Annotated in this window: 19 protein-coding genes; 6 read left to right on the forward strand and 13 right to left on the reverse strand. The window is 37.8% G+C overall.

Features of this window, described 5'->3' with window-relative positions; all coding sequences use genetic code 11:
* Nucleotides 1-7 precede the first annotated feature (7 nt).
* The 4 genes from prwr041_RS04890 to prwr041_RS04905 all read right to left on the reverse strand — a co-directional run bounded on the left by prwr041_RS04890 (nucleotide 8) and on the right by prwr041_RS04905 (nucleotide 8,905).
* Nucleotides 8-3,172 carry a SusC/RagA family TonB-linked outer membrane protein gene (locus tag prwr041_RS04890; RefSeq protein WP_207155220.1) on the reverse strand — a complete coding sequence of 1,055 codons (3,165 nt, stop codon included), beginning with the start codon at nucleotides 3,170-3,172 and terminating at the stop codon, nucleotides 8-10.
* A gap of 127 nt (nucleotides 3,173-3,299) precedes the next feature.
* Nucleotides 3,300-5,696 (reverse strand): glycoside hydrolase family 2 protein, encoded by a 2,397-nt coding sequence (locus prwr041_RS04895; RefSeq protein WP_207155221.1) that lies wholly within the window; start codon nucleotides 5,694-5,696, stop codon nucleotides 3,300-3,302.
* 723 nt (nucleotides 5,697-6,419) lie between these two features.
* Entirely contained in the window at nucleotides 6,420-8,081 is a 1,662-nt protein-coding gene (locus prwr041_RS04900) for a putative transporter (RefSeq protein ID WP_207155222.1), read from the reverse strand.
* A 5-nt stretch (nucleotides 8,082-8,086) separates the two neighbouring features.
* Nucleotides 8,087-8,905 (reverse strand): pyridoxamine kinase, encoded by an 819-nt coding sequence (locus tag prwr041_RS04905; RefSeq protein WP_207155223.1) that lies wholly within the window; start codon nucleotides 8,903-8,905, stop codon nucleotides 8,087-8,089.
* Nucleotides 8,906-9,271: 366 nt separating this feature from the next.
* Between prwr041_RS04905 and prwr041_RS04910 the strand changes: the two genes are divergently transcribed.
* The 3 genes from prwr041_RS04910 to prwr041_RS04920 all read left to right on the forward strand — a co-directional run bounded on the left by prwr041_RS04910 (nucleotide 9,272) and on the right by prwr041_RS04920 (nucleotide 12,113).
* Nucleotides 9,272-10,189 (forward strand): helix-turn-helix domain-containing protein, encoded by a 918-nt coding sequence (locus prwr041_RS04910; RefSeq protein WP_207155224.1) that lies wholly within the window; start codon nucleotides 9,272-9,274, stop codon nucleotides 10,187-10,189.
* A 32-nt stretch (nucleotides 10,190-10,221) separates the two neighbouring features.
* Nucleotides 10,222-11,106, forward strand: a complete 885-nt coding sequence (locus tag prwr041_RS04915) for a helix-turn-helix domain-containing protein (protein WP_207155225.1) — start codon at nucleotides 10,222-10,224, stop codon at nucleotides 11,104-11,106.
* Nucleotides 11,107-11,243: 137 nt separating this feature from the next.
* The gene (locus tag prwr041_RS04920; protein ID WP_207155226.1) at nucleotides 11,244-12,113 is read left to right on the forward strand and encodes a PfkB family carbohydrate kinase; all 870 of its coding nucleotides are present in this window, start codon (nucleotides 11,244-11,246) and stop codon (nucleotides 12,111-12,113) included.
* A gap of 27 nt (nucleotides 12,114-12,140) precedes the next feature.
* Here the strand turns inward: prwr041_RS04920 and prwr041_RS04925 are convergent, their stop codons facing one another.
* Nucleotides 12,141-12,905 (reverse strand): ABC transporter ATP-binding protein, encoded by a 765-nt coding sequence (locus prwr041_RS04925; protein ID WP_207155227.1) that lies wholly within the window; start codon nucleotides 12,903-12,905, stop codon nucleotides 12,141-12,143.
* Between the two features lie 159 nt (nucleotides 12,906-13,064).
* Here prwr041_RS04925 and prwr041_RS04930 point away from each other — a divergent pair, with 159 nt between their 5' ends.
* Both prwr041_RS04930 and prwr041_RS04935 read left to right on the forward strand, forming a co-directional pair.
* Nucleotides 13,065-14,957, forward strand: a complete 1,893-nt coding sequence (locus tag prwr041_RS04930) for an AAA domain-containing protein (RefSeq protein WP_207155228.1) — start codon at nucleotides 13,065-13,067, stop codon at nucleotides 14,955-14,957.
* Nucleotides 14,957-16,312, forward strand: coding sequence for an MATE family efflux transporter (locus tag prwr041_RS04935; protein ID WP_207155229.1), 1,356 nt, complete (start codon nucleotides 14,957-14,959; stop codon nucleotides 16,310-16,312). Before prwr041_RS04930 ends, prwr041_RS04935 begins: the two co-directional genes overlap by 1 nt.
* On the opposite strand, the gene prwr041_RS04940 is transcribed toward prwr041_RS04935, so the two are convergent.
* Nucleotides 16,281-17,474: an MFS transporter gene (locus prwr041_RS04940; protein ID WP_237072307.1), complete on the reverse strand. Its 1,194-nt coding sequence runs from the start codon at nucleotides 17,472-17,474 to the stop codon at nucleotides 16,281-16,283. The genes prwr041_RS04935 and prwr041_RS04940 overlap by 32 nt on opposite strands.
* Nucleotides 17,475-17,476: 2 nt before the next feature.
* Nucleotides 17,477-18,580 carry a DNA polymerase IV gene (dinB, locus tag prwr041_RS04945; RefSeq protein ID WP_207155231.1) on the reverse strand — a complete coding sequence of 368 codons (1,104 nt, stop codon included), beginning with the start codon at nucleotides 18,578-18,580 and terminating at the stop codon, nucleotides 17,477-17,479.
* 180 nt (nucleotides 18,581-18,760) lie between these two features.
* Here dinB and prwr041_RS04950 point away from each other — a divergent pair, with 180 nt between their 5' ends.
* Complete coding sequence (locus tag prwr041_RS04950) at nucleotides 18,761-19,159, forward strand: DUF6557 family protein (protein WP_207155232.1); 399 nt, start codon at nucleotides 18,761-18,763, stop codon at nucleotides 19,157-19,159.
* Nucleotides 19,160-19,179: 20 nt separating this feature from the next.
* Here prwr041_RS04950 and prwr041_RS04955 read toward each other — a convergent pair whose 3' ends face one another.
* The 6 genes from prwr041_RS04955 to prwr041_RS04980 all read right to left on the reverse strand — a co-directional run bounded on the left by prwr041_RS04955 (nucleotide 19,180) and on the right by prwr041_RS04980 (nucleotide 24,355).
* Nucleotides 19,180-19,578: an FKBP-type peptidyl-prolyl cis-trans isomerase gene (locus prwr041_RS04955; protein WP_207155585.1), complete on the reverse strand. Its 399-nt coding sequence runs from the start codon at nucleotides 19,576-19,578 to the stop codon at nucleotides 19,180-19,182.
* A gap of 232 nt (nucleotides 19,579-19,810) precedes the next feature.
* A complete protein-coding gene (gene rnc, locus prwr041_RS04960) occupies nucleotides 19,811-20,905 on the reverse strand; it encodes a ribonuclease III (RefSeq protein WP_207155233.1) in 1,095 nt (364 codons plus the stop codon).
* Entirely contained in the window at nucleotides 20,895-22,157 is a 1,263-nt protein-coding gene (gene fabF / locus prwr041_RS04965) for a beta-ketoacyl-ACP synthase II (protein ID WP_207155234.1), read from the reverse strand. The genes rnc and fabF overlap by 11 nt, the downstream gene beginning before the upstream one ends.
* A gap of 123 nt (nucleotides 22,158-22,280) precedes the next feature.
* A complete protein-coding gene (locus prwr041_RS04970; RefSeq protein WP_018464184.1) occupies nucleotides 22,281-22,517 on the reverse strand; it encodes an acyl carrier protein in 237 nt (78 codons plus the stop codon).
* Between the two features lie 182 nt (nucleotides 22,518-22,699).
* Nucleotides 22,700-23,752: a glycosyltransferase family 9 protein gene (locus tag prwr041_RS04975; protein ID WP_207155235.1), complete on the reverse strand. Its 1,053-nt coding sequence runs from the start codon at nucleotides 23,750-23,752 to the stop codon at nucleotides 22,700-22,702.
* Nucleotides 23,753-24,355 carry a DUF4254 domain-containing protein gene (locus prwr041_RS04980; RefSeq protein ID WP_207155236.1) on the reverse strand — a complete coding sequence of 201 codons (603 nt, stop codon included), beginning with the start codon at nucleotides 24,353-24,355 and terminating at the stop codon, nucleotides 23,753-23,755.
* Nucleotides 24,356-25,742: the final 1,387 nt, after the last annotated feature.

A 25,742-nucleotide genomic window follows, 5' to 3' on the forward strand; every position in this document is an offset into this window, starting at 1 on the left:
TTTTGCATTAGAATCCCACCTTTAAAGAGAATGTATATGTCTTTTGAAGTGGATAAGAAGGAGAGCCACTAGCTCTTGCTTCAGGATCTCCCCATTTATATGGAGTAAAAGTCAAGAGATTATAACCACTGAAGGAAAGTTGAAGCTGATTTAGTCCAAGTTTCTTCATAAATGCCAAATGAAAATCGTAAGCTACCTGCAAAGTTTTCAGACGCAGATACTTAGCATCTTTTTCATATAATGTAGATGTAGCATAGTTATTAACAGCATTGTCCAAAGTTGCACGTGGGTACTCATAATTCTGACCAGGATTTTCCGCATTCCAAGTATGATCGATATGGTATTGAAGCAAACCACCTTCAGTATTGCCAGTACGATTTTTAAATGGCTCACGGAATACATCATCAAGCATTCGGCTCACGTTCCACGCACCAGTCCACTGAGTACTGATAGAAATATTCTTAAATGAAAAACCAAAATTGACACCCATTACATATTCAGGATCTTCAGTATAGCCGTAATCACGACTCATATCATTTTGGTCAATTATACCATTATGATCAAGGTCTACATAAACAGCATCACCTGGTTTCAAATCAACACCTGCAAGCTGAGTAGGGAACTTTTCACCAAATTTTTTTTCATAAAGAGCGGGAGTTTCTGCATCGTAGAAACGATAGAACTTATACTCAGAGCGTGCTCCAAGACGATGTCCCTTTGAATACTGATACAGATTATTGTAAGGAGCTTCCTTAGCTTCCTTTACTTCATTCTGATTGTAACTAAGGTTTAAACCAGCCCAATAAATGAAATCTTTTCCAATTTTATCATTCCATTTAAGAGACAATTCGTAACCCCAACTATCAACAACACCAAGATTCTCTGCAGGAGTTGTAAAACCAAGAATTGAAGGTGCTGTGTCATCATGAAGTAGAATATCTGTACGATGTTCCTTGTAATAATCAACAGTAGCACGAAGTTTATCTTTTATAAAGTAGATATCAGCACCATAATCTTGTTTAAATGCTTTTTCCCATGTAACGTTAGGATTGTTTCTTGACATTTCGTAAGCACCCTTTGATACCGTGTTATTTTCTATACCAAAGTTATAACCACGACCACCACGAGAATAAATTCCAGAATTGTTCACATTGTATGGATCATCAAGATACATAAAACGACTACCACCAATTTTATCATTACCTACAAGACCGTAACTTACACGAAATTTAAGGAAACTAACAACTTTCTTCAATGGTTTCCAGAAAGACTCGTCACTGATTACCCAACCTAAAGAACCTGCAGGGAATGTACCATAACGTCTGCTAGGTGCAAAGTTTTCAGAACCGTTATAACCAATGTTGAACTCTGCCATATATCGGTTGTTCCAGTCGTATGTCAAACGACCTACAACACCAGCATATCCTTGTGGAATATCAGAGAATGTTGAAGGATAATAGTTCTTACTTTGGTTAAGCAACAACAAAGCACCTACATTATTCAATCCGAAAGAACGATTATATGTAAGAGATGTCTCAAAATACCAATCACGATCCCGACCTGTTGATTCAGAATAAGCTATCTGACCTGTCTGACCAGCCATCTTATATCCAATTGAACCATCCTTTTTTAATACTGGATAATATGAAGCCATGGCACGTGAACCTTCCTTAGTAACACCAAACAAACTATTGTATGAACCTTTGATCTTAAAAGAAAGACCTTTAGTTATCATGTCAAGTTTCTGGTTCAACTGTGCATCCAACTGAAGTTTATTATTACTATATTGGAAAAAACCGCCATTAACACCAGCATTACCATAATAAGTAATACCACTTCCACCAACGAATGGCAATCTCAAATCTGAATAATCAGTTGTTGTTTCAATATATTTACCATCAATAATACCTGGACTAGAGAACGGAGTTGCCTGATAAAGAGCCTGAACCATTCCACTTGTACCCTGTCCCGTATGTGGCTTATTTGAGTTATCAACACTACCAGCAATGTTAAATGATAATGTTGTCGTTTTAGTTACATCTAAGTCTAAGTTAGCACGATAGTTGAAACGATTATATTGATAGCCAAATTTATAATCTTGTCCAAATTCCTTAAAAAGTCCACCTTGGGTATACATACCAGCATTGACAAAGTAGCGCATTTTGCTAGTACCACCACTAATGCTGACATTTGTCTTTGTCTGCATTGTAGACTTCTTCATGATATAGTCATCCCACTTAATACTTGGGAAACGAATCGGATCACTTCCTGTACGGAATTTTTCAACGATAGCGTCTGAAAATTTATGTTCTTTACCATCATTGTCATTCATCTGATTATAGAATGTAGCGTATCCGTAAGAATCAGCCTGCTCAACCATCTTGGTTGGAGTCAATATAGAGAATGAAGTATTGGCTGTAACAGAAGCCTTACCTTCTTTACCACGTTTAGTTGTGATAAGGACAACGCCGTTTGCACCACGTACACCAAACACAGCTGTAGCAGAAGCATCTTTCAAAACTGTAATACTTTCAATTTCCTCAGGATCAATATCTCCCATGCTGCGCTCTACACCATCAACCTGAACAAGAGGTTCCGCATTGTTGAATGTTGCCTGGCCACGTACAAACACCTTTGCGGCATCACTTCCAGGCTCACCAGAATATTGTACTGTAGTTACACCACTTAACTGACCTGCTAGGACATTGTTAACTGAACTTACCGGAGTACGAACAAGGTCTTCACCTTTTATACTTGAAAGAGCACCAGTAACGGTAACTTTTTTCTGCACACCATAGGCAACAACCTCAACTGTTTGCAAGTTGTTTGTGTTTTCCTTCAGTGTGACTTTCATTCCGTTCTTGGCAATTACGATCATTGGGTCGTAACCCACAAAAGAGATTTTTAACTTTGCACCTGATTTTACATTCAGGTTAAAGTTACCATCAAGATCTGTCACAGTTCCATTAGAACCAGGACCAACAACCATTACGGTCGCACCGATTACAGTTTCACCATGTTCATCAACAACGGTTCCGCGAACAATGTTTTGTCCTACCTGCTGGGTATTGGCAAACGCATGTTGCACACCAATCGCTGGTGTAAAAGTCATAGCCGCACTAATCACAGCTACTGGTAATACTGTACCTTTTAACAATTTTCTACGATTCATTTAATTATTATTTAGGCTTAGTTTGTTAATTCGTCGCAAATATACATATACTTAATTAACGCAAAACGGTATTTTCGTACGTTTGTTGGTAAAAACGTGCGAAAATACAAATAAACACTAAATTCTTTTATTTTAAGTATAATGTTATGGTCTTTGTCTTATATCCTTGTCCGCTAACCTTAAGTTTCACTTTCCCTGATTTCTTACCAGAACGAAGTATGACCATAGCAGAACCATTATAAAGTCTCCGAGAGTTACCTACTGTCAATTCTTCACTAGAAATATCACCATTGCATACGCCAATGATATCAGCATCACTAGAAACATCAAACATTAATTTGCTGTTTGCCATAGGTGAGCGTAATCCTTTATGATCAACAGCCAATATGCGTACATGCATCAAATCATTGCCATCAGCTTTCCAATTTTCAACATCTGGGATTAGTTGAAGTTCCTTTGGCTTTCCGGCAGTTTCTATCTTATGACGTGCTACTATTTTACCATTGGTCCTTGCTACTGCTTCAAGTGTACCCTTTTGATACTCCACGTCTGTCCACTTTATCTTATTACGTGTCTTTGGATCAAAAGAGTTTTTCTTTATCCCAAGACTTCTTCCGTTAAGATATAATTCAACCTCATCAGCATTTGTATATGTATATACAGTATATTTATTTCCAGGCTTACGATTCCAATGATCTGAAATACGATCTCCATCAAACTTTACACCATTCCACATTTCTGCATCATCCTTTGAATCGGCAATGCCTATATGTACAACTGGTTTATCTGAGAATATAGATTTCAGGAAATAAGCTTGCGGTTTTGGTTCCAACGATATATCAAAGACACCATTATCCCAACCTTTCTTTGGCCATCCAAGACTTTCTCCAAGATAATCTATCATTCCCCAATAAGCAAGTCCCACAACTTTATCAAGATTCATCTCATAATAGTTTGGTCCCATCATCGGCATATTCGCCTCACTCTGATAGAATATCATATTTGGAAAACGACGTCCATCACCAGGAAAATACATATATCGATAATTGTATGCCTGAATATCTGTTATCATTGCCAAGTCACATGGTAGCGAATCGGTTTCCCAATTTCGACCTCTTGGATGCATCGCCACAGTTGTAAGACGTGTACTGTCATAACGGTTAAGCAACGTCTTCAACAAACGATATGGCGTTACACCCCAATCATTAAAAGGCAAATCTGGATATGTCTGCAATTCGTTTCCAAGACTCCATAATATCACAGAAGGGTGATTTCTATCTCTCTCTATCCATTCAGGAATATCATACTGCCAATGGTTAGACCAAGATTCTCTTCCACCAGAATATTGTGTAAGCCATTTATCATAGACCTCATCAACAACAAGTATTCCATATTTATCACATAGTTGATAAAGTTCTTCACTATATGGATTATGTGAACAACGAATATGGTTAAAACCAAATTCCTTCAAAAGTTTGATTCTTTTTTCAATAGCACGAGGATATGCGGCTGATCCCAATGCTCCTAGGCTATTATGATTGGCAATACCTTTCAGCATAACTTTCTTACCATTAAGCTTAAAACCAAAAGCAGGTGAAAACTCAATAGTACGTATACCAAACTGTTCTGTAACCTTATCTGTAATCTTTCCATTTTCATCATATACAGAAACTTCTGCCATATATAAATAAGGTGAATCTATATCCCACAGATTAGCGTTTGAAATATGTATAGGTTCCAATTTATATTCAGCATCACGGCTATGTTGTGAGAATCTCACGTCGTTGTCTTTCTCTGCTACCAAATTTCCTTTGGCATCAAGAATGCGTACTTTCACATTACCATTTTTCTGCTTATTAAAACGAAATATCTCAGCTTTAATATTTACGGTGTTATTATCCTTCGTAGTAATATAAAGCGGATGGCGTGAAAAATAGAGTTGTTTGTCTGTCAATATCAATTTTACAGTTCTGAACAATCCACCACCAGTATACCATCTTGAATTGTTTTCTTTTCGTGTGTCGGCTTTTACAACGAGAATATTCTCACTACCATATTTTATCTTATCAGTAATATCTATACCAAATCCGATATATCCGTATTCTGTTCCGCCTATGCGTTCACCATTTAGATAGACATCACCGACAAGCATGATACCACCAAATTCCAACATAGCGCGTTTTCCTTTCCAGTCTTTTCCTGGAGTGAACGACTTACGATACCACCCTATCCCCATTTCCTTAAAGCCACGTGCTGACAAACGACTTTTCACATTAGCAGCCTGATCAGAATTGTCGGCATGTTCTTCTTTAGAAGGAGCCACCCATGGTTGCTCAATCTGAAAGTCATGAGGAATTATTACGTTTTTCCAAGTACCATGCTGTTGTGTAGCATCAACGGCGTTTAGCGAACTCCTGCTAAACTGCCAACTGTCTATTGTTATAGTATCACGCTGTGCAAAAGCGTTTTCACTCACACAAAGCATCATTGAGGCGATGCCATAAATTAGTTTTTGCTTGTTCATGTTTAGGTACAACGAATTTGTAATTATATGTTGCAAAATTACGACATAGAACAGAATTTGCAATAAACATTTGTACGCAAATCAGTAATTTAGTACTATTTTATTGCTCTTCCGAAAACCAAGTATATAAGTTATTGTAGAAAAAGGGCTTACGTGTATTGTCTACTAGTTTACATAGACAGCTCCCTACTTTTTTGTTTTTTAGCTACAGCATATATTTCTCTATATATAAGGTACGCATACACGCACGCGCACTACAGACTTTTTGAAATACTAGCGTCAAAGTATCGATTGACTGAATATCAATGTGTTAGGTATCATTTCTACTGATAACAAGTGTTGATGAAAGTGTCGGTAAAATATAAAGCCAATCCATGTTGTTTTACCGAGTGATTAGGCCCATATCACTCGGTAAAACAACGCAAAACGCATGCCAACACTTCGTAAAACGGATAGCGTTTCTACGTGAAAACGTGACACAAAACTTCAATTATCATGCATTTTCTCCGACACGTAATTATTACCAAAATGCAAAGTAACTTACTAGTAATCAGCAACTAGTCACTCCGACACTTATATTTTGAAAAGCCTGTAGTACGCGTGCGTGTATGCGTACCTTATATATAGAGAAATATATGCCATAGCTAAAAAAACATTGGAGAGCCACAGCCATAATAAAGGCAAGGACTCTCCAATCTTCAATTATATTAATAAAGGCAGTTGCTATGCCAGAAACATTATAATCATTTGAGCTATAATAACCCTGACAAACATACCAAGTGGATATACAGATGCATAACTTATACTTGCACTATCTGTTTTCAATGAATCATTAGCGTAGCCCAATGCCATAGGATTTGCCATACTTCCACAAAGTATTCCACAGATCGTTCCGAAATCAAACTTATGTGTCTTTAATGCAATAAGTCCGATGATAATAATCGGCACAACAGTTATAAGAAAACCTATTCCCACCCAAGCAATACCTTCAGGTCGGACAACCGTAGCGAAAAAGTCTTTTCCTGCGTCAAGTCCCAAGCATGCAAGATACAAGCTAAGTCCCAACTTGCGTAACATCAGCGACGCAGATCGAGTGGTGTATGATATAAAATGAAGTTTCGGGCCTAGAGCACCGATAATAATACCCATGATAATAGGACCACCTGCAATGCCTAGACGTACAGGACTAGCCATTCCCGGTAAAGATATAGGAATGCATCCTAGTCCCAAACCTAGGATTATACCAAATAATATGCTGCCGATATTAGGCTCGTTCAAAGTCTTAACGGAGTTACCAAAATATCCCTGCATATTATTCACAGAATCATGCTGACCAACAACCGTAATTCTGTCGCCATATTGCAATCGCAAATCGTCTGTAGCAAGAAGTTTTATATCACCACGTGTGACACGACTCACGTTGACTCCATAAGAAGTACGTAGATGCAGTTCGCCCAGTCTCTTTCCATTGAGTTCTGTTCTTGTAAGAACCAAGACACGACTCTCAACCTTTGAGTCTATAGCATTCCAGTCAATCTTCTCTCCGTTCCAATCTTTATTAACTCTCTTCCCGAAAAGAATTTCCATAGCAGCCTCATCTTCACGATTGGTAATAACAAGCAAGCTGTCATTTTCCATAAGTTTTGTCTCAACCATAGGAACAATAACTTCCTTGCCTCTCCAGATACGTGATATAATAAAACGAAGATGAGTCATTCGTGATACATCAGAAATAGACTTTCCGGCAACAGCAGGATTTACTACTTCAAACTGAGCTATATATGTATGATCCTCCTCATTTATCTTTTTAACAGCCAAATCTTCAGGCTTTACAAAGACTTTACGCAGGAACAGCATCGCAAATATGACACCAAGCACACCAAGGGGATATGTCACGGCTGTAGCCAAGGCTGTGCTACCACTGCCCATTCCAAGATGATTTATAGCCTGAGTGGCTGCACCAAGAGCAGGAGTATTTGTTGTAGCACCACAAAGCAAACCTACCATATTAGGCAGACTTACTCCTGTTAAAGGAATAAGCAACAAGGCAAAGACAGTACCAAAGATGATAACAGCCAAGCTCCAAAGATTCTGCGCCATGCCTTCATGCCGCAATGATCCAAAGAAATTAGGCCCTACATGAAGTCCCAGGCAATAAACAAACATTGATAGTCCGAATGTCTCAATATAATCCAATAAGACTGGATTTATTGTAAAACCAAGGTGTCCGGCAAAGATACCAACGAAAAATACAAAGGCTACTCCAAGTGATATTCCCATCACCCTGACTTTGCCAAGAGCCAGACCACAGGCGATAATTAAAGAAAGAATAACTAAGGTCTGTATTGAAGAATGAATGTTAAATAAACTATTAATCCAGTCCATTTTAATTATAAAATGTTCAGATACTGTTCCAAGGGTATTCCCCTGTTTTTATCTATATTGTCTTTATTCAGGTCAATAAGTTTGTAGACTCCGTCCATAGCCTTTCTGGTTGAATCTTTCAACGACTCACCGTCAAGCAGATGCCCGATAAGTATAGCCGAGAAAATATCTCCTGTACCAGGAAAATGAACAGGAATCTCATCATAGCATAATTTGAAATACTCGTTATGTATGTTATTGTATCCAACAACTGAAGGTTGTCCGTCAACAGTGATACTTGTTATGAGAACAGACTTTGATCCTATCTTGCGCAAATGTTCAAGAAGGTTATGAGCCTCATCTTTTGTAACGCCTTCAGCTTTATATTCGCGTCCGGTAAGATAGCATGCTTCTGTATAGTTTGGATAACATAAATGAGCAACACTCAACATCTCACGCATACTTTTTACCGCTGCAGGAGTTACCCCATTATACAGTTTGCCCTCATCGCCCATGATAGGATCAACAAAAATTGTTGTTCCAGTTGACGCTTGTTCCAAGCAATAACGCGACACTATGTCGGCTTGACGCTCGCTGGCTATAAATCCTGTGGCGATGGCATCAAAAGAGAATCCAAGTTCCTTCCATACGGGAAACACGCCTTTTATATAGTCTGTGGTATCAAGTAGATTAAACTTTCCGTAGTCAAGTGTATTAGACACTAAGGCTGTGGGAAGATTATATGTGGGATGTCCAAAATAAGACAATATCGGAAGCATTGCTGCCGTGGCTACTTTGCCATATCCCGCCATATCATTTATCAGAAGAATTTGCTTCTTATTCATCCTTAAATTAATATTTCGGGGCAAAGGTAGTAAAAAGTTAAGATATGAAAGGTGTTTATACTAATAATTTCATTATATTTGCATAAAAATCTACCTAACTTCTAATGAAAAAATATTATTACTGATAACGTTACTTAATGCATGGCTTGACCAGACGGCTGGAAGCATAAATAGAAGAACTGTAATCACACGAAGAACGGCACATGTAAGCACTGCAGATACGCTATCATTATTCACTATAGGAAATGTAGATTTGCTGTTACAACTATGATAATGTAAAAATGGTTGGAATATCCGTAATATATATAACTCAGTGTTGCCTGATTATTCTTATCTTTGCAACCATAAAATTATAATCAAGTAAATATGGCAGAGAATGATGTTGTTATTATAGACTCCATTGACAAGTACAATGAGATGATGGGACTCGAGACAAAGCACCCACTAATTGCTGTTGTAGACATGTCAGAGGCTAATTATCAAAATGCCAAAAAAGAAAAGACTTTAGAATATGAAGTCTATTCGGTTTGGCTTAAACAGACCATGTGTGGCGACATCACATACGGACGCCAGCCCTACGACTATCAGGAAGGCACGGTGACATCTTTCGCACCTGGACAAGTGGTACATTTCAAACCAGCAAAAGATTATAAGCCACAGGCACTTGGGCTTATCTTTCATCCCGACCTTATACGTGGAACATCTCTTGGGCACGACATCAAGCAATACGCTTTTTTCGACTATTCTTCACGTGAGGCATTGCACTTGAGCGAAGATGAAAAGGCTATATTCAAAGACAGCCTTAACAGAATTAAACTGGAACTTGACCATCCGATAGACAATCACAGCAAAAAACTAATTTGCAGAAACATAGAGTTACTGCTTGATTATTGCATGCGATTCTATGAAAGACAATTTGTAACCCGTAAAGCAGCAAACCGTGATGTTCTTGATAAGTTTGAAAAGCTGCTTAACAATTACTTCACTGGAGACAGAGCATTACATGATGGTCTGCCATCTGTAAAATACTTCGCCGAGGAATGTTTTTTATCACCTAACTACTTCGGTGATTTGGTAAAAAAAGAAACAGGAAAAGCTCCACAGGATCACATACAAAGCAAAATTATAGACCTTGCCAAAGAAGAACTTGCAAGTTCACAGGATACTATCAACGAAATAGCATATCATCTTGGATTTCAATATAGCCAGCATTTCAATCGTTACTTCAAGAGAAACGTTGGCGTAACGCCAAGCCAATTCAGAAAACAAATGGCTGAAGCCTAAGAGCTTTTATCAAAAATATTAAGATTATTCTGATGGGTAACCATTACAAAGATATAAATACGGTGTGCAACTGCAATAAACTGTTCAACGCAAAAACTCTTCATCCACTCGTTAGCATAATAAATTTATCTGGGAAATATGAGGAAGAGGAAATAAAACTGAACACTTATTCAGTACTGATACAGGAACATCCGCTACTCGGAAGTGGCGGAAGAAAGCCCTATGATTTCAATGCTGCTACCATATTCTTCAGATCACCAGATAAAACGATTAACATTGCCGGGGAGAAAGATTGTCTGCAATCAGGTAAACTGCTGATTTTTGATACTGACCTTCTATGTGGAACAACTTTAGGCAAACAAATCAAAAACTACACTTTCTTCAAATATAAGCCAGAAAATGAATCTTTGCACGTTTCAGCTGCTGAACTTAAGACGATATACGACTGCATTGACAACATTAATCGCGAACTACGATGGGGTATTGACAAATTCAGTTCAACGATCATAAGCAACAAGATTGAGTTGCTACTAAATTACTGTTGCCGTTTTTACGAAAGGCAGTTTATCACACGTCATGATGCATTTGATGAAACATACAACACGATACGTAATGAGATAGATGATTATATGCTAAATGGCAAGATACATAAAATGGGTATGCCATGCACATGTTGTTTTAGTAGAAAACTAAACTTATCAAGTGCATACATCAATGATCTTATAAAGCATGAGAGTGGAAAAGACTTTGCCAGCTATTTACAGATAAGGCGTATTGACATAGCAAAACAAATGATTATTGAGAATAAGAAAAGTGATGCATATATAGCATTAGCACTAGGCTTCGGCGGAATTGCAAACTTTACGAAACTGTTCATGCAGATTACAGGAATGACAACAGAAGAATACCGCAGATAAGACTTTTTTATCTAAATAAATTAGTAGAAATTATATATAGTAATAGCGAGAAAAAAGCAGTTACAAAAACTTAAACGCAATAATTAGTTTTTGATTACGAATTATTTTTGTAACTTTGCAGAAATTAAACAACGATAATGAAAGATATTTGCTGCATTGGACATATAACTCTGGATAAAATCATCACTCCTAAAGATACCGTCTTTATGGCTGGAGGTACATCCTTTTATATGTCTTATGGTATGAATCGGCTTCCAAATGACGTTTCATATCAACTTGTCACAAAAGTAGGAAAGGAATCTCTTGACGAAGTTGAGAATATGAGGAAACTCGGCATAGACGTGGAATGTCATCAAAGTAATAAGAGCGTTTTCTTTGAAAACAAATATGGCGACAATACAAACAACCGCACACAGCGTGTTTTAGCTAAAGCTGATCCATTCACAGTTGACGAGATGAAAGGTATTGACGCACGTGTATATCATCTGGGAAGCCTGCTTGCCGATGACTTCTCACCAGAAGTTGTTGAATACCTCTCAACAAAAGGACTTATCTCTATTGATGTTCAGGGATATCTGCGTGAAGTTAGAGGAGAAAATGTATTCGCTACAGATTGGAAAGACAAAGAGAGAATACTTGAATGCACTGATATCATAAAACTAAACGAGCATGAAATGGAAGTTATCACAAATTCAAAAAATCCACGTACTGTAGCTATTAAACTAGCAGAAATGGGAGTACGTGAGGTCGTGATAACGCTCGGCAGTTATGGCAGCGTAATATATGCAGAAGGCAAATTCTATGAGATTCCTGCTTACAAACCAAATGTAGTTGTTGACGCAACAGGATGTGGTGACACATATTCTGCAGGATATCTTTATATGAGAAGTTTAGGTGCTGGCTATTCTGATGCAGGAAAATTCGCAGCTGCCATGTGCACACTTAAACTTGAACATAGCGGCCCCTTTGACAAAAATATAGAAGATATTAAGAATATTATAAAATAATCAATAGTTATATTGAAACATGATAGTTTATGATTTAATCTTAACTATCATGTTTTTTTTATCAAACTCTATACTGTCCCGTTCGATATAATTTCCTAAAGTGCCATCTGATGACAATTCACGAGGTGTTCCTATACACATTTTATCATCATTCATAAGCCACAGTTTGTCAGCTAACTGTAAAGCCTGCTCTACATCATGTGTGGATAGCAATATTGTCTTACCAAACTGATGTGAAAGATTCTGCAATAGCTTCATCATTTCTATCTTACTTGGAAAATCCAGAAAGGCAGTTGGCTCATCAAGAAAAATCATTTGAGTATGCTGAGCAAGTGCTTTCGCAATCATTGTCTTCTGTCGTTCTCCATCACTTAGCGTCTGAACCATACGGCTTTTCAATTTTAAGACTCCAACCATATCCAAAGACTCATCAATAATTCTCTCGTCATCCTTATTCAATATCCCCCAAAATCCAGTAAAAGGGTATCGCCCCATGCCAACCAACTCTCCTACAGAAATGTTTTCCACTCCTGGTTTTCCTGTAAGCACAACACTTATCTTTTGTGCCAGCTTTGCCGAAGAATAATCATTGATATTAGTATTGTCAATGATAACATTACCAGCAAGTGGTTTAATAAATCCTGATATCGTTTTAAGCAGTGTTGACTTCCCTACTCCATTTGATCCCAGCAGACATGTAAATTCACCGCTGCAAAGCGAAGCATTGATCTCTTCACCCACTTTTTTATCCTTATATCCGATAGACAAACCATGCAAAACAACTGATTCCATATCACAAAGATACAGCAAGTAAAACACAATACAAAATAAAAAAGACGTTTTTTGTTTTTATTATTAAGACGCTGTCTTTTGTTCAACGTTAGTTAAAGATACTCCAAACAAGTGGAAAATCAAAGGAAAAGGAAAATTTTTAGTAACTTTGCACTCGATATGAATCAACAGACATCACCAATACAAGAACTACAAAGACAGAAGATGCTCTTAGAAATAGAGTATCATTCAGAAAAAGAAGCTTTTCGCAAACAAACAGAATCAACAGGACTAATGCGTAAGGTAAAGAAGGGAGAAGCATGGTTTCCTCTAAATATAGGAAAAAGTTACTATAACTCTCTAAACCAGATGGCAATAGAGGTAACAAGAAATACGGATACGGATACAGAACATAACTTTGAATTCGGAAGACCTGTAGCATTCTTTAAAACAGACGGAAAATCATTACATTACTTTAATTTCACAGGTACAGTCTCTTTTGCCGATGGCAACAGAATGGTCGTGATTATTCCTGATGGAGGACATGCCATAGATCTTCAAGGATGCACAGAAAAGATAGGAATACAACTGTTTTTTGACGAGACAAGCTACAAGCTGATGTTTGAAGCTCTTGACAGAGTGATCAAAGCAAAGGGAAACAGACTGGCATATTTGCGAGATTTATTTTATTCACATCAGAAAGCAGAACATTTCTCTTTTACGGCACAACGCTTTCCTTGGCTCAATCCTACTCAGGAGAAGGCCGTAAACGAGGTACTTTGGGCTAAAGATGTTGAAGTTGTGCATGGCCCTCCAGGAACAGGAAAGACAACAACTCTTGTTGAAGCTATCAACGAGACGCTTATGCGAGAGAATCAAGTTTTGGTATGCGCACAAAGCAACATGGCTATTGACTGGATTTGCGAGAAGTTAGTAGACAGAGGAATAAACGTGTTGAGAATAGGAAATCCAACCAAGGTGAACGATAAAATGCTTGGATTTACTTACGAGCGGAAGTTTGAGGGTCATCCCGAATATTCTCAACTATGGGCTATAAGAAGAGCTATACGAGATTTGAGAAGTCACAGAAAAGAACGTGACGAAAAATATCATCAGAAATTGGAACATCTGAAAGCACGCGCCACAGAAATAGAGATTCGAATTAATTCTGAATTACTTGGTGAGGCTAGAGTAATAGCATCTACACTTGTTGGTTCGGCAAACAGACTTCTTGAAGGACAGAAATTTGGAACATTGTTTATTGACGAAGCAGCACAGGCTCTTGAAGCTGCATGCTGGATTCCAATAAAACGAGCAACAAGAGTAATCTTGGCAGGAGACCACTGCCAACTTCCACCTACAATAAAAAGTATTGCCGCACTTAAGGCAGGACTAGGCAAGACTCTGATGGAACGCATTGTAGAAAACAAGCCAGAAGTTGTTACGTTGTTGAAGATACAGTATAGAATGAACGAAAAAATCATGCGTTTCTCCAGCGACTGGTTCTACCACGGCCAAGTGGAAAGTGCTCCACAGATTAAATTCCGTGGTATACTTGACTATGACACACCTATAGAATGGACAGAAACAGCACCAGTAACAAATGACAAAGATAACACTAAAGCCGCAAGTGGTGAAGGCAGAGACGGAGAATCAATAATTAATAAGGAAGAGGCTCGCATAACTCTTGAAAAACTTGAAGATTATTTCACGAAAATTGGCAAGCAAAAGATTCTTGAAGAACAAATAGATGTGGGAGTGATATCTCCATACAGGGCACAAGTGCAATACATGCGCAAACTGATAAAGAAAAAAGAATTCTTTAAACCATATAGGCATCTAATAAGCATCAACACTGTGGATGGTTTCCAAGGGCAGGAACGTGATGTGATATTGATTTCTTTGGTAAGAAGTAATACTGATGGTCAAATAGGATTCCTCCATGACCTTAGGCGAATGAATGTCGCTATAACACGTGCAAGGATGAAACTAATAATAATAGGCGACAAAGATACGCTGTGCCGTCACCCATTCTATAATAAACTATGGGAATATATTAACGAAGAAGATTGATGGCTAACACTAATGATATGACAATAGGGTCTCCTGTAAGAGACATCCTGAAATTTTCTATTCCACTGATACTAGGATATATACTGCAACAGATGTATCTTATCATTGACGCGGCAATTGTAGGAAGGTGGATTGGTGTAGATGCTCTTGCGGCAGTGGGAACATCAAGCAGCATTATGTTCCTTATTATGGGATTCTGCAATGGCTCTTGTGCGGGCTTCGCCATTCCTATTGCTCAAGCTTTCGGAGCAAAGGACTACAAGAAGATGCGGTCATACGTGAGTAACGCTATGCGCATTGCAATAGTAATGGCTATAGTGATAACATTGATGAGCTGTATATTCTGTGGAAGGGTTCTAAAGATCGTAAACACTCCTACTGACATATTCGATAACGCCTACATATTTCTGTTCCTGCAATTTCTAGCCATACCATTTACAATCGCATACAATCTTCTTTCTGGATTCATACGCGCTATAGGCAACAGTAAACAACCGTTTTATTTTCTTATAGCATCTTCGTTTATCAACATCATACTTGACGTAATTCTCATTCTAATTCTCGGAATGGGCGTAGAAGGTGCAGGAATAGCCACACTGATATCACAATGCTGTGCATCGTTGATGTGCTGGGTATATATCAAAAGGAAACTGCAACTGCTGATACCAAAGGGAGAGGAAACACATTTCGACAACAAATTAATAAATATATTGCTCAACAACGGCATGCCAATGGGAATGCAATTCTCTATCACTGCCGTTGGAATCATTATGCTGCAAAGTGCCAACAATGCGTTAGGTACCACCTATGTAGCAGCTTTCACGGCAAGCATACGTATAAAATATCTATTCACATGTGTATTTGAGAACATCGGAGTTGCCATGGCTACCTATTGCGGACAAAATATTGGCGCAAGAAAAATTAATCGCATAAAGACAGGAATATACGCTGCCATAAAAATTATGCTTGTGTATTTCATCATCACGTTTATCGTTATATATCCTTTTGCCGACTACATGATGATGCTTTTTGTAGATGGTAGCGAAAAGGATGTAGTAAGCAACGCAGCAATGTTTATGCGCATTGCAAACTACTTCTACCCTGCACTGGGACTGCTCACCATATTCCGCTATAGTATTCAGGGACTTGGATACAGCAACCTAAGCATGATGAGCGGAGTTATGGAGATGATTGCACGATGTGGCGTAAGCCTTTGGATTGTACCCGCCCTGAAGTTTACGGGTGTATGTTATGGCGATCCTGTGGCATGGATAATGGCTGATATGTTCCTTATACCTGCCTTTATCTGGCTATATGGTCATATCAAAAGGAAGACGCCTCTATGCGTCTCTTAACAAAGAACTTGCCGGCAAACATGAAGAACAGTAAAACTCCAAATGCATTTTCAATGGCTACCATCCAGAAAGCAGCTTTGTAACCAACCATTTCGGAAACTACTCCACCAAGAAGTATTCCTATACCAAAGCCCAAATCCCATGAAGTTAGTATTGATGAATTGGCTGTACCCCGTTCATCATGATGAGCCACAGATATAAACATATTAAGAAATGCAGGATACATGTGACCGTTACCTAATCCTATAAGGAATGCCGACAGATAATAACCTACTGGATTTATCCAGGCAACAAACATAATATAACCAATAAGAGCAATACACATCCCGTATGCGGCATTATGAGTGAGACGACCTTCACGTAAAGCTTTAGCTCCCTCAATACGAGAACTAAACAGTCCTATTGAAAGTAATGCAAAATATGTGCCTGTTCCTCCAGTAATTCCAAGTTCCTGTTTGCTGTAGATTGCAAGATAATTGCTTAATACTCCAAAACAAAAACCAAACATAGCTATATTAATTGCAAGCAACCATGCACGTGTAAGGAAAAATCTGTCAAGAGAAAGTTTTCCATTATTCTTCACAATAGAATTAGCTAGTATCTTCACCGTTCCGTCAACAAGTAAGCCCACAAAAGCTACGACAAGGGCTATCCAGAACAACACGCTGAAATCGTCCAACAACTTATATAAGTATATTCCTATTGAAGGAGCGATAGCCATTGCAAGATTATTGCTTAGTCCATAATATCCTAAGCCTTCATTTCTACGACTTGATGGAAGTACATCTATAGCAACTGTACTATTAGCTACTGTAGCAGCACCGAAAGGTCCTCCGTGTAATGTTCTAACTATAGCAAACATAAGGAGTGTGCTTGCTGCTATATATCCGACGAAAAATACAAAAAACGAGAAAAGACAAATAACAAGTACCTTTTTGCGGTTGAAACTATCTACAACAAAACCACTGAACGGACGTATTATCAATGACGCAATAGTATACCCCGAAAGTACAAGTCCGATGACATCATTCGTCGCTCCGAATCTCTCACTCAGATATATAGGGAGTAATGGGGTAAGTATATAAAAGGCAAAATACATCATAAAATTAGCTGTCATCACCTTTATATACTTTGCATTCCAAAGTTTTTCTTTTGTATTCATTGTCATTTGCCCCAATCTTTAAATTCTAGCTCCAACTGTATCCATTCAGGTGTAGGAAGTTCGTCATCTGCCCCCGGATTTGAAACCGACAATCCCAAGAGTCTTATGGGATGATCGGCACTATATGCGATCAGTTTAAGCAATTTCTTTGCCAAAGGCAGAATATCATCTTTGGTCTTCAATATCCTGTTACCAGTAATACTACGTGTTATCTGCTGAAAATCACCATATTTAATTTTCAAAGTAAGTGTCTTTCCTTCGAAATCATCTTTTGATATCCGCTCACAAAGTTCCAACACGGAGTGATAAAGTTCAATTAACACCGCCGACTTCATACTTATATCCTGAAGGAATGTCTGCTCGCATCCCACAGATTTCCTTATACGCTCAACAACCACAGGACGATCGTCAATACCCCTTGCAAAGTTATAAAAAACTGGTCCAGCCTTTCCAAACACTTCAGATAGATGTTTTAATGAACATTCCCTAAGCTGAGCACCGTTGAATATTCCAATATGGTGCATGCGCCTTGCCGTTTTAGGTCCAACTCCCCAGAAACTTTCAATCGGTAATTTGCCGATAAAGTCAAGAGCCATATCGGGATGTATTGTACATATACCATCTGGTTTACGGTATTCAGACGCTATCTTCGCAAGAAATTTATTGTATGATATTCCTGCAGAAGCAGTCAGGTTTAACTCATTTTTTATGCGTTGCTTTATTTCCTTTGCTATATCTATAGCAAGATCTATTCCGAGTTTGTTTTCTGTAACATCAAGGAAAGCCTCATCTATGGATAAAGGTTCTATGACATCTGTATAGTCTTTAAATATAGCATGTATCTGCGACGAAACTTCACTATAATGTTCATGACTACCCCTAACAACAATCAACTGGGGACAAAGGCGCTTAGCAACAATCATAGACATTGCAGAATGCACACCATATTTACGGGCCTCATAGCTAGCTGTAGACACGACACCACGTTCACCGTCATAACCCACAGCAACTGGCTTGCCACGTAAATCAGGATTATCACGTTGTTCAACGCTAGCAAAAAATGCGTCCATGTCAATATGTATTATCTTGCGGTCTAAGCTATCCATAAAGTAATTGCAAAGATACGCAATTTACCGCAAACGTGGATAATGACTATATCATTATCTTCAAACAAATAATATCTCTTTTTATTTTGTAGGTTCGTAAAAATACCATAATTTTGTAATAACATTGACTATATTTAATTATAATAACAGCAACTATTATTGCAAAACAAGGAAAGAAATATGACATCGATAAAGGATTTAATGAATAAGGTAAGTTTCAATGAGGTAAGTGAAATCTTAAAGGAACTACATCCTCTAGAGACAGAAGATATAAAGGAATTTGAAAATACATTCAATTCTCTGCGTACGATCAAACCAACATTTGACTATTTCGACATGATAATTGAAGTGAAAGAAAATAACGGCAAAATATACGTAAGCAACACTCACCTTGGTAGTCTTGCAGACCTTGCCGGCCGTAGATATAAAAAACAAGAAAACATTACTGATAATGCATTTGCAGCCCACTGCTTATATCAAATAGCTGTTCACACATACGAAACAGAGCGCTACAAAGATCATCTTGACGAATGGGATGACGATATGATGAATCCACAAAAGGCACGTATCGTAAGATAGCATGCCTCTTGATGATTTTTTTATCCAACGTCAAGCAGTTCTATTTCAAATATTAAAGTAGAACAACTTGGAATTCCAGGTTGTGCGAATTTTCCATATCCCATATCAGAAGAAAGGTATACCTCCCACTTGTCGCCCACATGCATTTTCTGCATAGCGATAACCCAGCCTTCTATAACGTCTGAAAGACGTATTGCCAAAGGTACGCCACCAATACTACTATCGAAAATATTTCCGTCTATAGTACGCCCAGTATAGTGAGTAGTAACTATGCTGCGAGCAGATGGTTGCTTACCATTCACGTTTCCCGAAGATATAACCTTATATGATACACCTTTCACTATAGTGAACACTCCATCTTCGCATGATTTATCAATAAGCCACTTTTTATTTTTATTAATATATTCCCTATTTGCCATATTGTTTAAGTTAGATAAATAATAATAACGCCACAAAGTTACGTCTTTTTTCACAAAAGAAAGATTTATTTCAGTAAGATTCATCATAGATATCTTTAGGCTATCCTTTTTCTATGTTCAATAGCTTTTATCATAAAGCCTATAAGAGTCTTATATTTTTGATTAAACAATAAGCCCGGATAGGTAAAAAAGTTTCCTGTCCGGGCTTATCTGTACTGTATCAGAATTTATTCTATTCTGAAAAAGCAGCAGACTCTGCGGCTTCTATTATGCTTTCACGACTTTGTGGGCGTGAACTTATGTCGCTCAAATCAAAATCTTCATCTTCTGTATTATGATTTTCTGGTTCTGCAACTTCGGCATTTTTAACCTCATTATCGCTTCTATACATAGGAGAACGACGAGACATTTTACTGCTCTTATCTTCGAAGACTTCTTCCTTGAATGCTGTTACACGTTTTTTATCTTCAGGTTCCTCAATATCATGCTTGATAATAAAACCATCATTAACATCTGTACTCGGAACGTCCTCAACTGGTTCTTCCTCCATTTTTGTACGACTAGCTTTAACAGCAAACACCTCGTCAATGAATTTAGGTTCCTTACGTAACTTATCAAGAGTCAGCTTGCTAGCTAGCTGCTGACTTTCTTTCTTGCTGTATCCACCACCTGAACATCCATCAACACCTTCAATGCAAACCTTATAGTTAAACATTGGGCTGCCATTTTCATCCTTCTTCTGTTCAAGCATTTCGAAAGTTAGCTTCACACGATTCTTCTGTCCCCATTCAATGAGTTTGCTTTTAAAATTTACTTCTTTATAAGCAACCTTATCAATATTGATCATCTGTGATAATATACGCTCTTCCATAAAGTGCATACATGCATTATAACCTCTGTCAAGATACATTGCACCAACAAGTGCCTCGAAAGCATTTCCTCCCATATAACTATTATGAGAAGAACTGCGTCCGTTGCTTAGTATTAACTTATTGATGCCCATTTCATTGGCAAGCTTGTTAAGAGTGTCTCTCTGTACAAGCTTTGAACGAGTGTTTGTAAGGAATCCCTCACGCTTACCAGGAAAATGTCTATAGACAATATCTCCTACGATTGCATCAAGAATAGCATCGCCCAAAAATTCTAAGCGCTCATTGTTTACAGGTTTTCCCTTTGCATTACGCTTCATAACGCTCTTATGCATCAATGCTAACTTATAGTAACTGATGTCATGTGGGTAAAAACCTAGAATAGCGTGTAAAGAAGAATAAAGTTCCTTTTCCTTACGGAAAGGAAGCTTTATTCTGTCTATGAAGTTATTCAGCATATTTCTTGAAAATGACACAACAATTATGACCTCCAAATCCGAAGGTATTGCTAAGTGCTGCACGCACTTCACGCTTTTGAGCCTTGTTGAAAGTAAAATTCATGTTGTAATCCAAATCGGGATCATTATCATCTTCCGCATGGTTGATGGTAGGAGGTACGATATCATTCTTAACACTAAGTACACACGCCATAGCCTCTATCGCACCAGCAGCACCAAGCAGGTGACCAGTCATACTCTTTGTAGAGCTGATATTCAGTTTGTAAGCGTGCTCACCAAATACGTCCTTAATAGCCAAAGCTTCAGAAAGATCGCCTATATGAGTAGATGTTCCGTGGACATTGATATAATCTATATCTTCTGGCTTCATGCCTGCATCCTCAAGTGCATTTCTCATAACGAGTTTTGCACCTAGTCCCTCTGGGTGAGAAGCTGTAATATGATAAGCATCAGCACTTGCGCCTTCGCCAACCATTTCGGCATAAATTTTTGCTCCACGAGCTTTAGCATGTTCCAATTCCTCAAGGATAAGACAACCTGCACCTTCGCCCATGATGAATCCATCACGACTTGCGCTGAATGGGCGACTTGCATGTTCAGGATCGTCATTGCGAGTAGAAAGAGCTTTAATGGCATTAAAACCACCAACACCACTTTCACAAATGGCAGCTTCGGCACCACCTCCGACGATGACATTAGCCTTTCCTAAACGGATAAGGTTGAAAGCATCAGCAAGAGCGTTACTTGAAGAAGCACATGCACTAGTTGTTGTATAGTTTGGACCGCGAAAACCAAAATGAATACTAATTTGACCTGAAGCGATATCCGCAATCATCTTAGGAATGAAGAATGGACTAAATTTAGGTCCTTCTTCCTTGTGCAGAGCATAATATGAAACTTCCTCCTCGAATGTCTTGATACCACCGATACCAACACCAAAGACAACGCCAATACGGTTTTTGTCTTCTTTCTCAAGGTCGAGACCTGAATCATTCACACCTTGCATTGCTGCAATCATGGCAAGTTGAGTATATCTATCCAACTTGCGGGCTTCTTTACGATCAAGATAATCATTCACATTAAGGTCTTTAACCTCACATGCGAATTTAGTCTTGAAATTTGTCGTATCGAAATGTGTAATAGGAGCGGCACCACTCTTGCCTGCAAGAAAATTATTCCAAGTTTCCTCAGGATTATTTCCGACAGGAGTCACTGCACCAAGACCCGTTACTACTACTCTCTTTAATTCCATGTGTGTATATATAAAAAATGACTAGGAATTAGGGATTAGTGATTGAAAATACATTTAATGACGTTTTCAATCCTTAATCACTAATCCCTAATCGTATAAATTTGCAAAAATAATTATAGACTATTATTTTGCGTTTTCCTCGATGTACTTGATAGCGTCACCTACAGACTGGATTGTCTCAGCCTTGTCGTCTGGGATAGAAATACCGAATTCTTTCTCAAATTCCATGATAAGTTCTACAGTATCCAGTGAATCAGCACCAAGATCATTTGTGAAGCTTGCCTCTGGCTTAACTTCAGCCTCGTCTACACCAAGTTTGTCTACGATAATAGCCTTTACCTTGCTTTCAATTTCTGACATAATTGTAACTTTTTAAAATGTTTATAAATAATTTCTAATTAAAAATCGGGTGCAAAGGAACGAATTTATTTTTAATTTCGCAAATATTTTATCCAAAAAAGCACTTAGGGTTGCACAAACACCCCATTAGTGTGCATTATTTTGGACTTTTATTCGTGTAATTCACGAAATATCAATTAGTTTCACTTTGTTTGTAATATTCGTTCTATATGTTCTACAACAACTTCCGGACTGATATTATGCATACAAGCCCAATCGCCACGCAGGCATGGTTTGTTTCCATAGATACTACATGGACGACATGGCAAATCAGCTTGCACAACATTATCCATACTCTGATTCCATCCCATGAAACCTGCAAATGGATGCGTTGAGCCCCAGATGCTCACGACCTGTGTATTAACAAGCGAAGCCAAATGCATATTGGCACTATCCATACTCACCATTACATCTAAATGACTCATCAGAATCAACTCCTGCTGCAGTCCATTCATCAATCGTGACGCATTTATTATCTGTTTACTCTCTGAAGATATTTCATCGAGTAGTTTCATTTCTTCATTTCCTCCACCAAAGAGGAATACTCTGCACGAAGGATGTTTATTAACAAGCATCCTTATGACATTCTTCATTAATGGCAACGGATACATCTTACCTTCATGTGCAGCAAACGGAGCTATACCTATCCATTGTTGAAACGGGCGTTTATCTCCAATTTTATCTGAAAGTAATCTAAGATTACCTCCTTCTGGCGGGAAAAGTGAATTGAATTCCAGTTTCACCGGATAACCCAACTTTTCTAACACATCGGCATAGTTTTGAAAAGATGTAGGCTGCTGTATCAATTCTTTATTATGTTCTGCTATGAGTTTGCTTTTCCCACTTCTGTGCTTGTCAATACTCTCAACACGGTAATGGTCGAAGTTAAATCTCATACGCAGATAATCAGAACGCAACACACTGTGAAAATCGGCAACAGCAGTAAAATTCTTTGCAGCCAATCTCCTATAAAGTGCGTTCAGCCCTCTAACCCCATGATATTCTTTTTTAATATCTGCAGCCATAAAGCCTACATTTGGAGCTATATTCTCAAAGAAAGGGCGAGCAAAAGGTTTGCTCAACATCGTTATGCGTAGATTTGGATATTGGCTTGCCAATGAATAAACCACAGGAACAGTCATCGCCACATCACCCAAAGCCGAGAAGCGCATTATAAGCAAATGCTCAGTATTCATTTATTTCTTATACAAAATTGGATTCGTGTCTACGTCATTATACATTTTCATCTGACGATATACCTTCATGTATTTACGACCTGCTTCTATATCTTCTATCAACTGATCTATTGCAGTCCCAAGATCCTTCTGCTGTTCAAGCAGAACTCCTAGCTTAGCGTTGCATTTTGCAATATGAGACTCATCGGCATCCTTACGTTCAGCTTCCTCTTTCATATGAAATATTTTGAGAGATAAAATACTGAGACGGTCTACAGCCCAAGCCGGACTCTCTGTATTTATTCGTGCATCATCAAGAACTTTCACATTTTTATATTTATCTAGAAAATATGAGTCTATTTGTTCAACCAAATCAGTACGGTCTTGGTTGCTCTTATCAATACGTCGCTTTAGGGTAAGCGCACCTGCTGGGTCTATTTCCGGATCACGGATAATATCCTCAAAATGCCACTGCACTGTGTCTATCCAACATTTCAGATACAATTTGTTTTCAATAGTCCCTTTTTCGAATGGATTATTAATAGGGGTATCTATATTGTCATAAACATGGTAATCATCGATTGCCTTATTAAAAATCTCATTACAATGCTGTGTAAAAGACATATTTATAATATTATTTTAAGTTTATTCTGCAAAAATAGGTAATTATTTTTAAAGTCACAAATATTTATTAGTTAAATGAAGTCTGATGATGCTTTATGAGCACAATGTATTTTATTTAAGTTAATAATCTCAGTATATATTATATTTATGTGACAAATCAGTTGAACCACTTTTCGTAAATATAGCCATGTCGAATTAAATAAATAGTCGATTTTTTTTTGTAACAAAATAATAGAATATCCTCTACCGACGCTGTAAAATATTGTTGTTTTGTTTATTAAATGCTAGAGGAGACCTCTATTCACCAAGTGATTAGGAGCTAATCACTAATTTCGCACTGAAAAAGGCGATATTACCATAGCTACGCTTCTGCAGCAAACAATAACCATGTGTATTTGAATAACGCTCTGCCAGAAAAAGTTTTTTTAATGCCACTAATGTCATAATATCACAAATCCTTTGTTTATCGGGCTTCAGCCAGTGACATTAAGTGACATTATCGGGGTAAAAGTGACATTAAACTCTAAATCATACCTGTTTTTGGCGATTATTTGCAAAATATACAGCACATGTATAGACACTTTTTCGTTTATGATGGTCTGTACTTGCCATTGCGTGTACTATACTTCGCAATATGTTTAATTCTCATCCCAGAACCCAACTGTAATAATAGCGATATTTATCATCAATTCTATTCTTGTCGTCTTATTGATAATCATTCGTTTACCTACGCCTAGTAATATACTTTTTCACGTTAGGTAATTCAATTGCTTAACGTGGGTAATTGAGTTATTCACGTTAGGTAACCCGATTACACACGTTGGGTAATCGGATTACACATGTGCTAAGGTAATCTTATTACACACACGCTGATGTAATCGAATTACCCAAAAGCTGAGACAATTTAGGTAATAGTTTGTGCAATCTATTTCTATATTTATTTGCATCCTTCAAAATCATTCTCTCATATTTACATATATGTATAGAGTCGATTTTTAAATTATTCATGCTGTTTAGGAAGCCCCGCCCTTATGTTCTATAAAACTTAATAAGCACAAACATGTATTATGAAAATAGCATAATTGCGAAAAAAACGCAAAAAACAGGTATGATTTGGAGTTTAATGCCACTTTTACCCCGATAATGTCACTTAATGTCACTGGCTGAAGCCCGATAAATAAAGGGTTTGTGACATTATAACATTAGTGACATTAAAAAAACTTTTTCTGGTAAAGTCCCCCTTTATGGAGGATGTTACCCCAAAAAATAACGGAGCCCCCTTTATGGGGATTGTTCTTGAACTTTAGATCGAAATATGATGGTTTATCCTACACATAGAATAAACAAATATTATTATGAACAACAATTATAACTTCACTTAATTGAT

This window comes from Prevotella herbatica (assembly GCF_017347605.1).
In the GTDB taxonomy this organism is placed as follows: domain Bacteria; phylum Bacteroidota; class Bacteroidia; order Bacteroidales; family Bacteroidaceae; genus Prevotella; species Prevotella herbatica.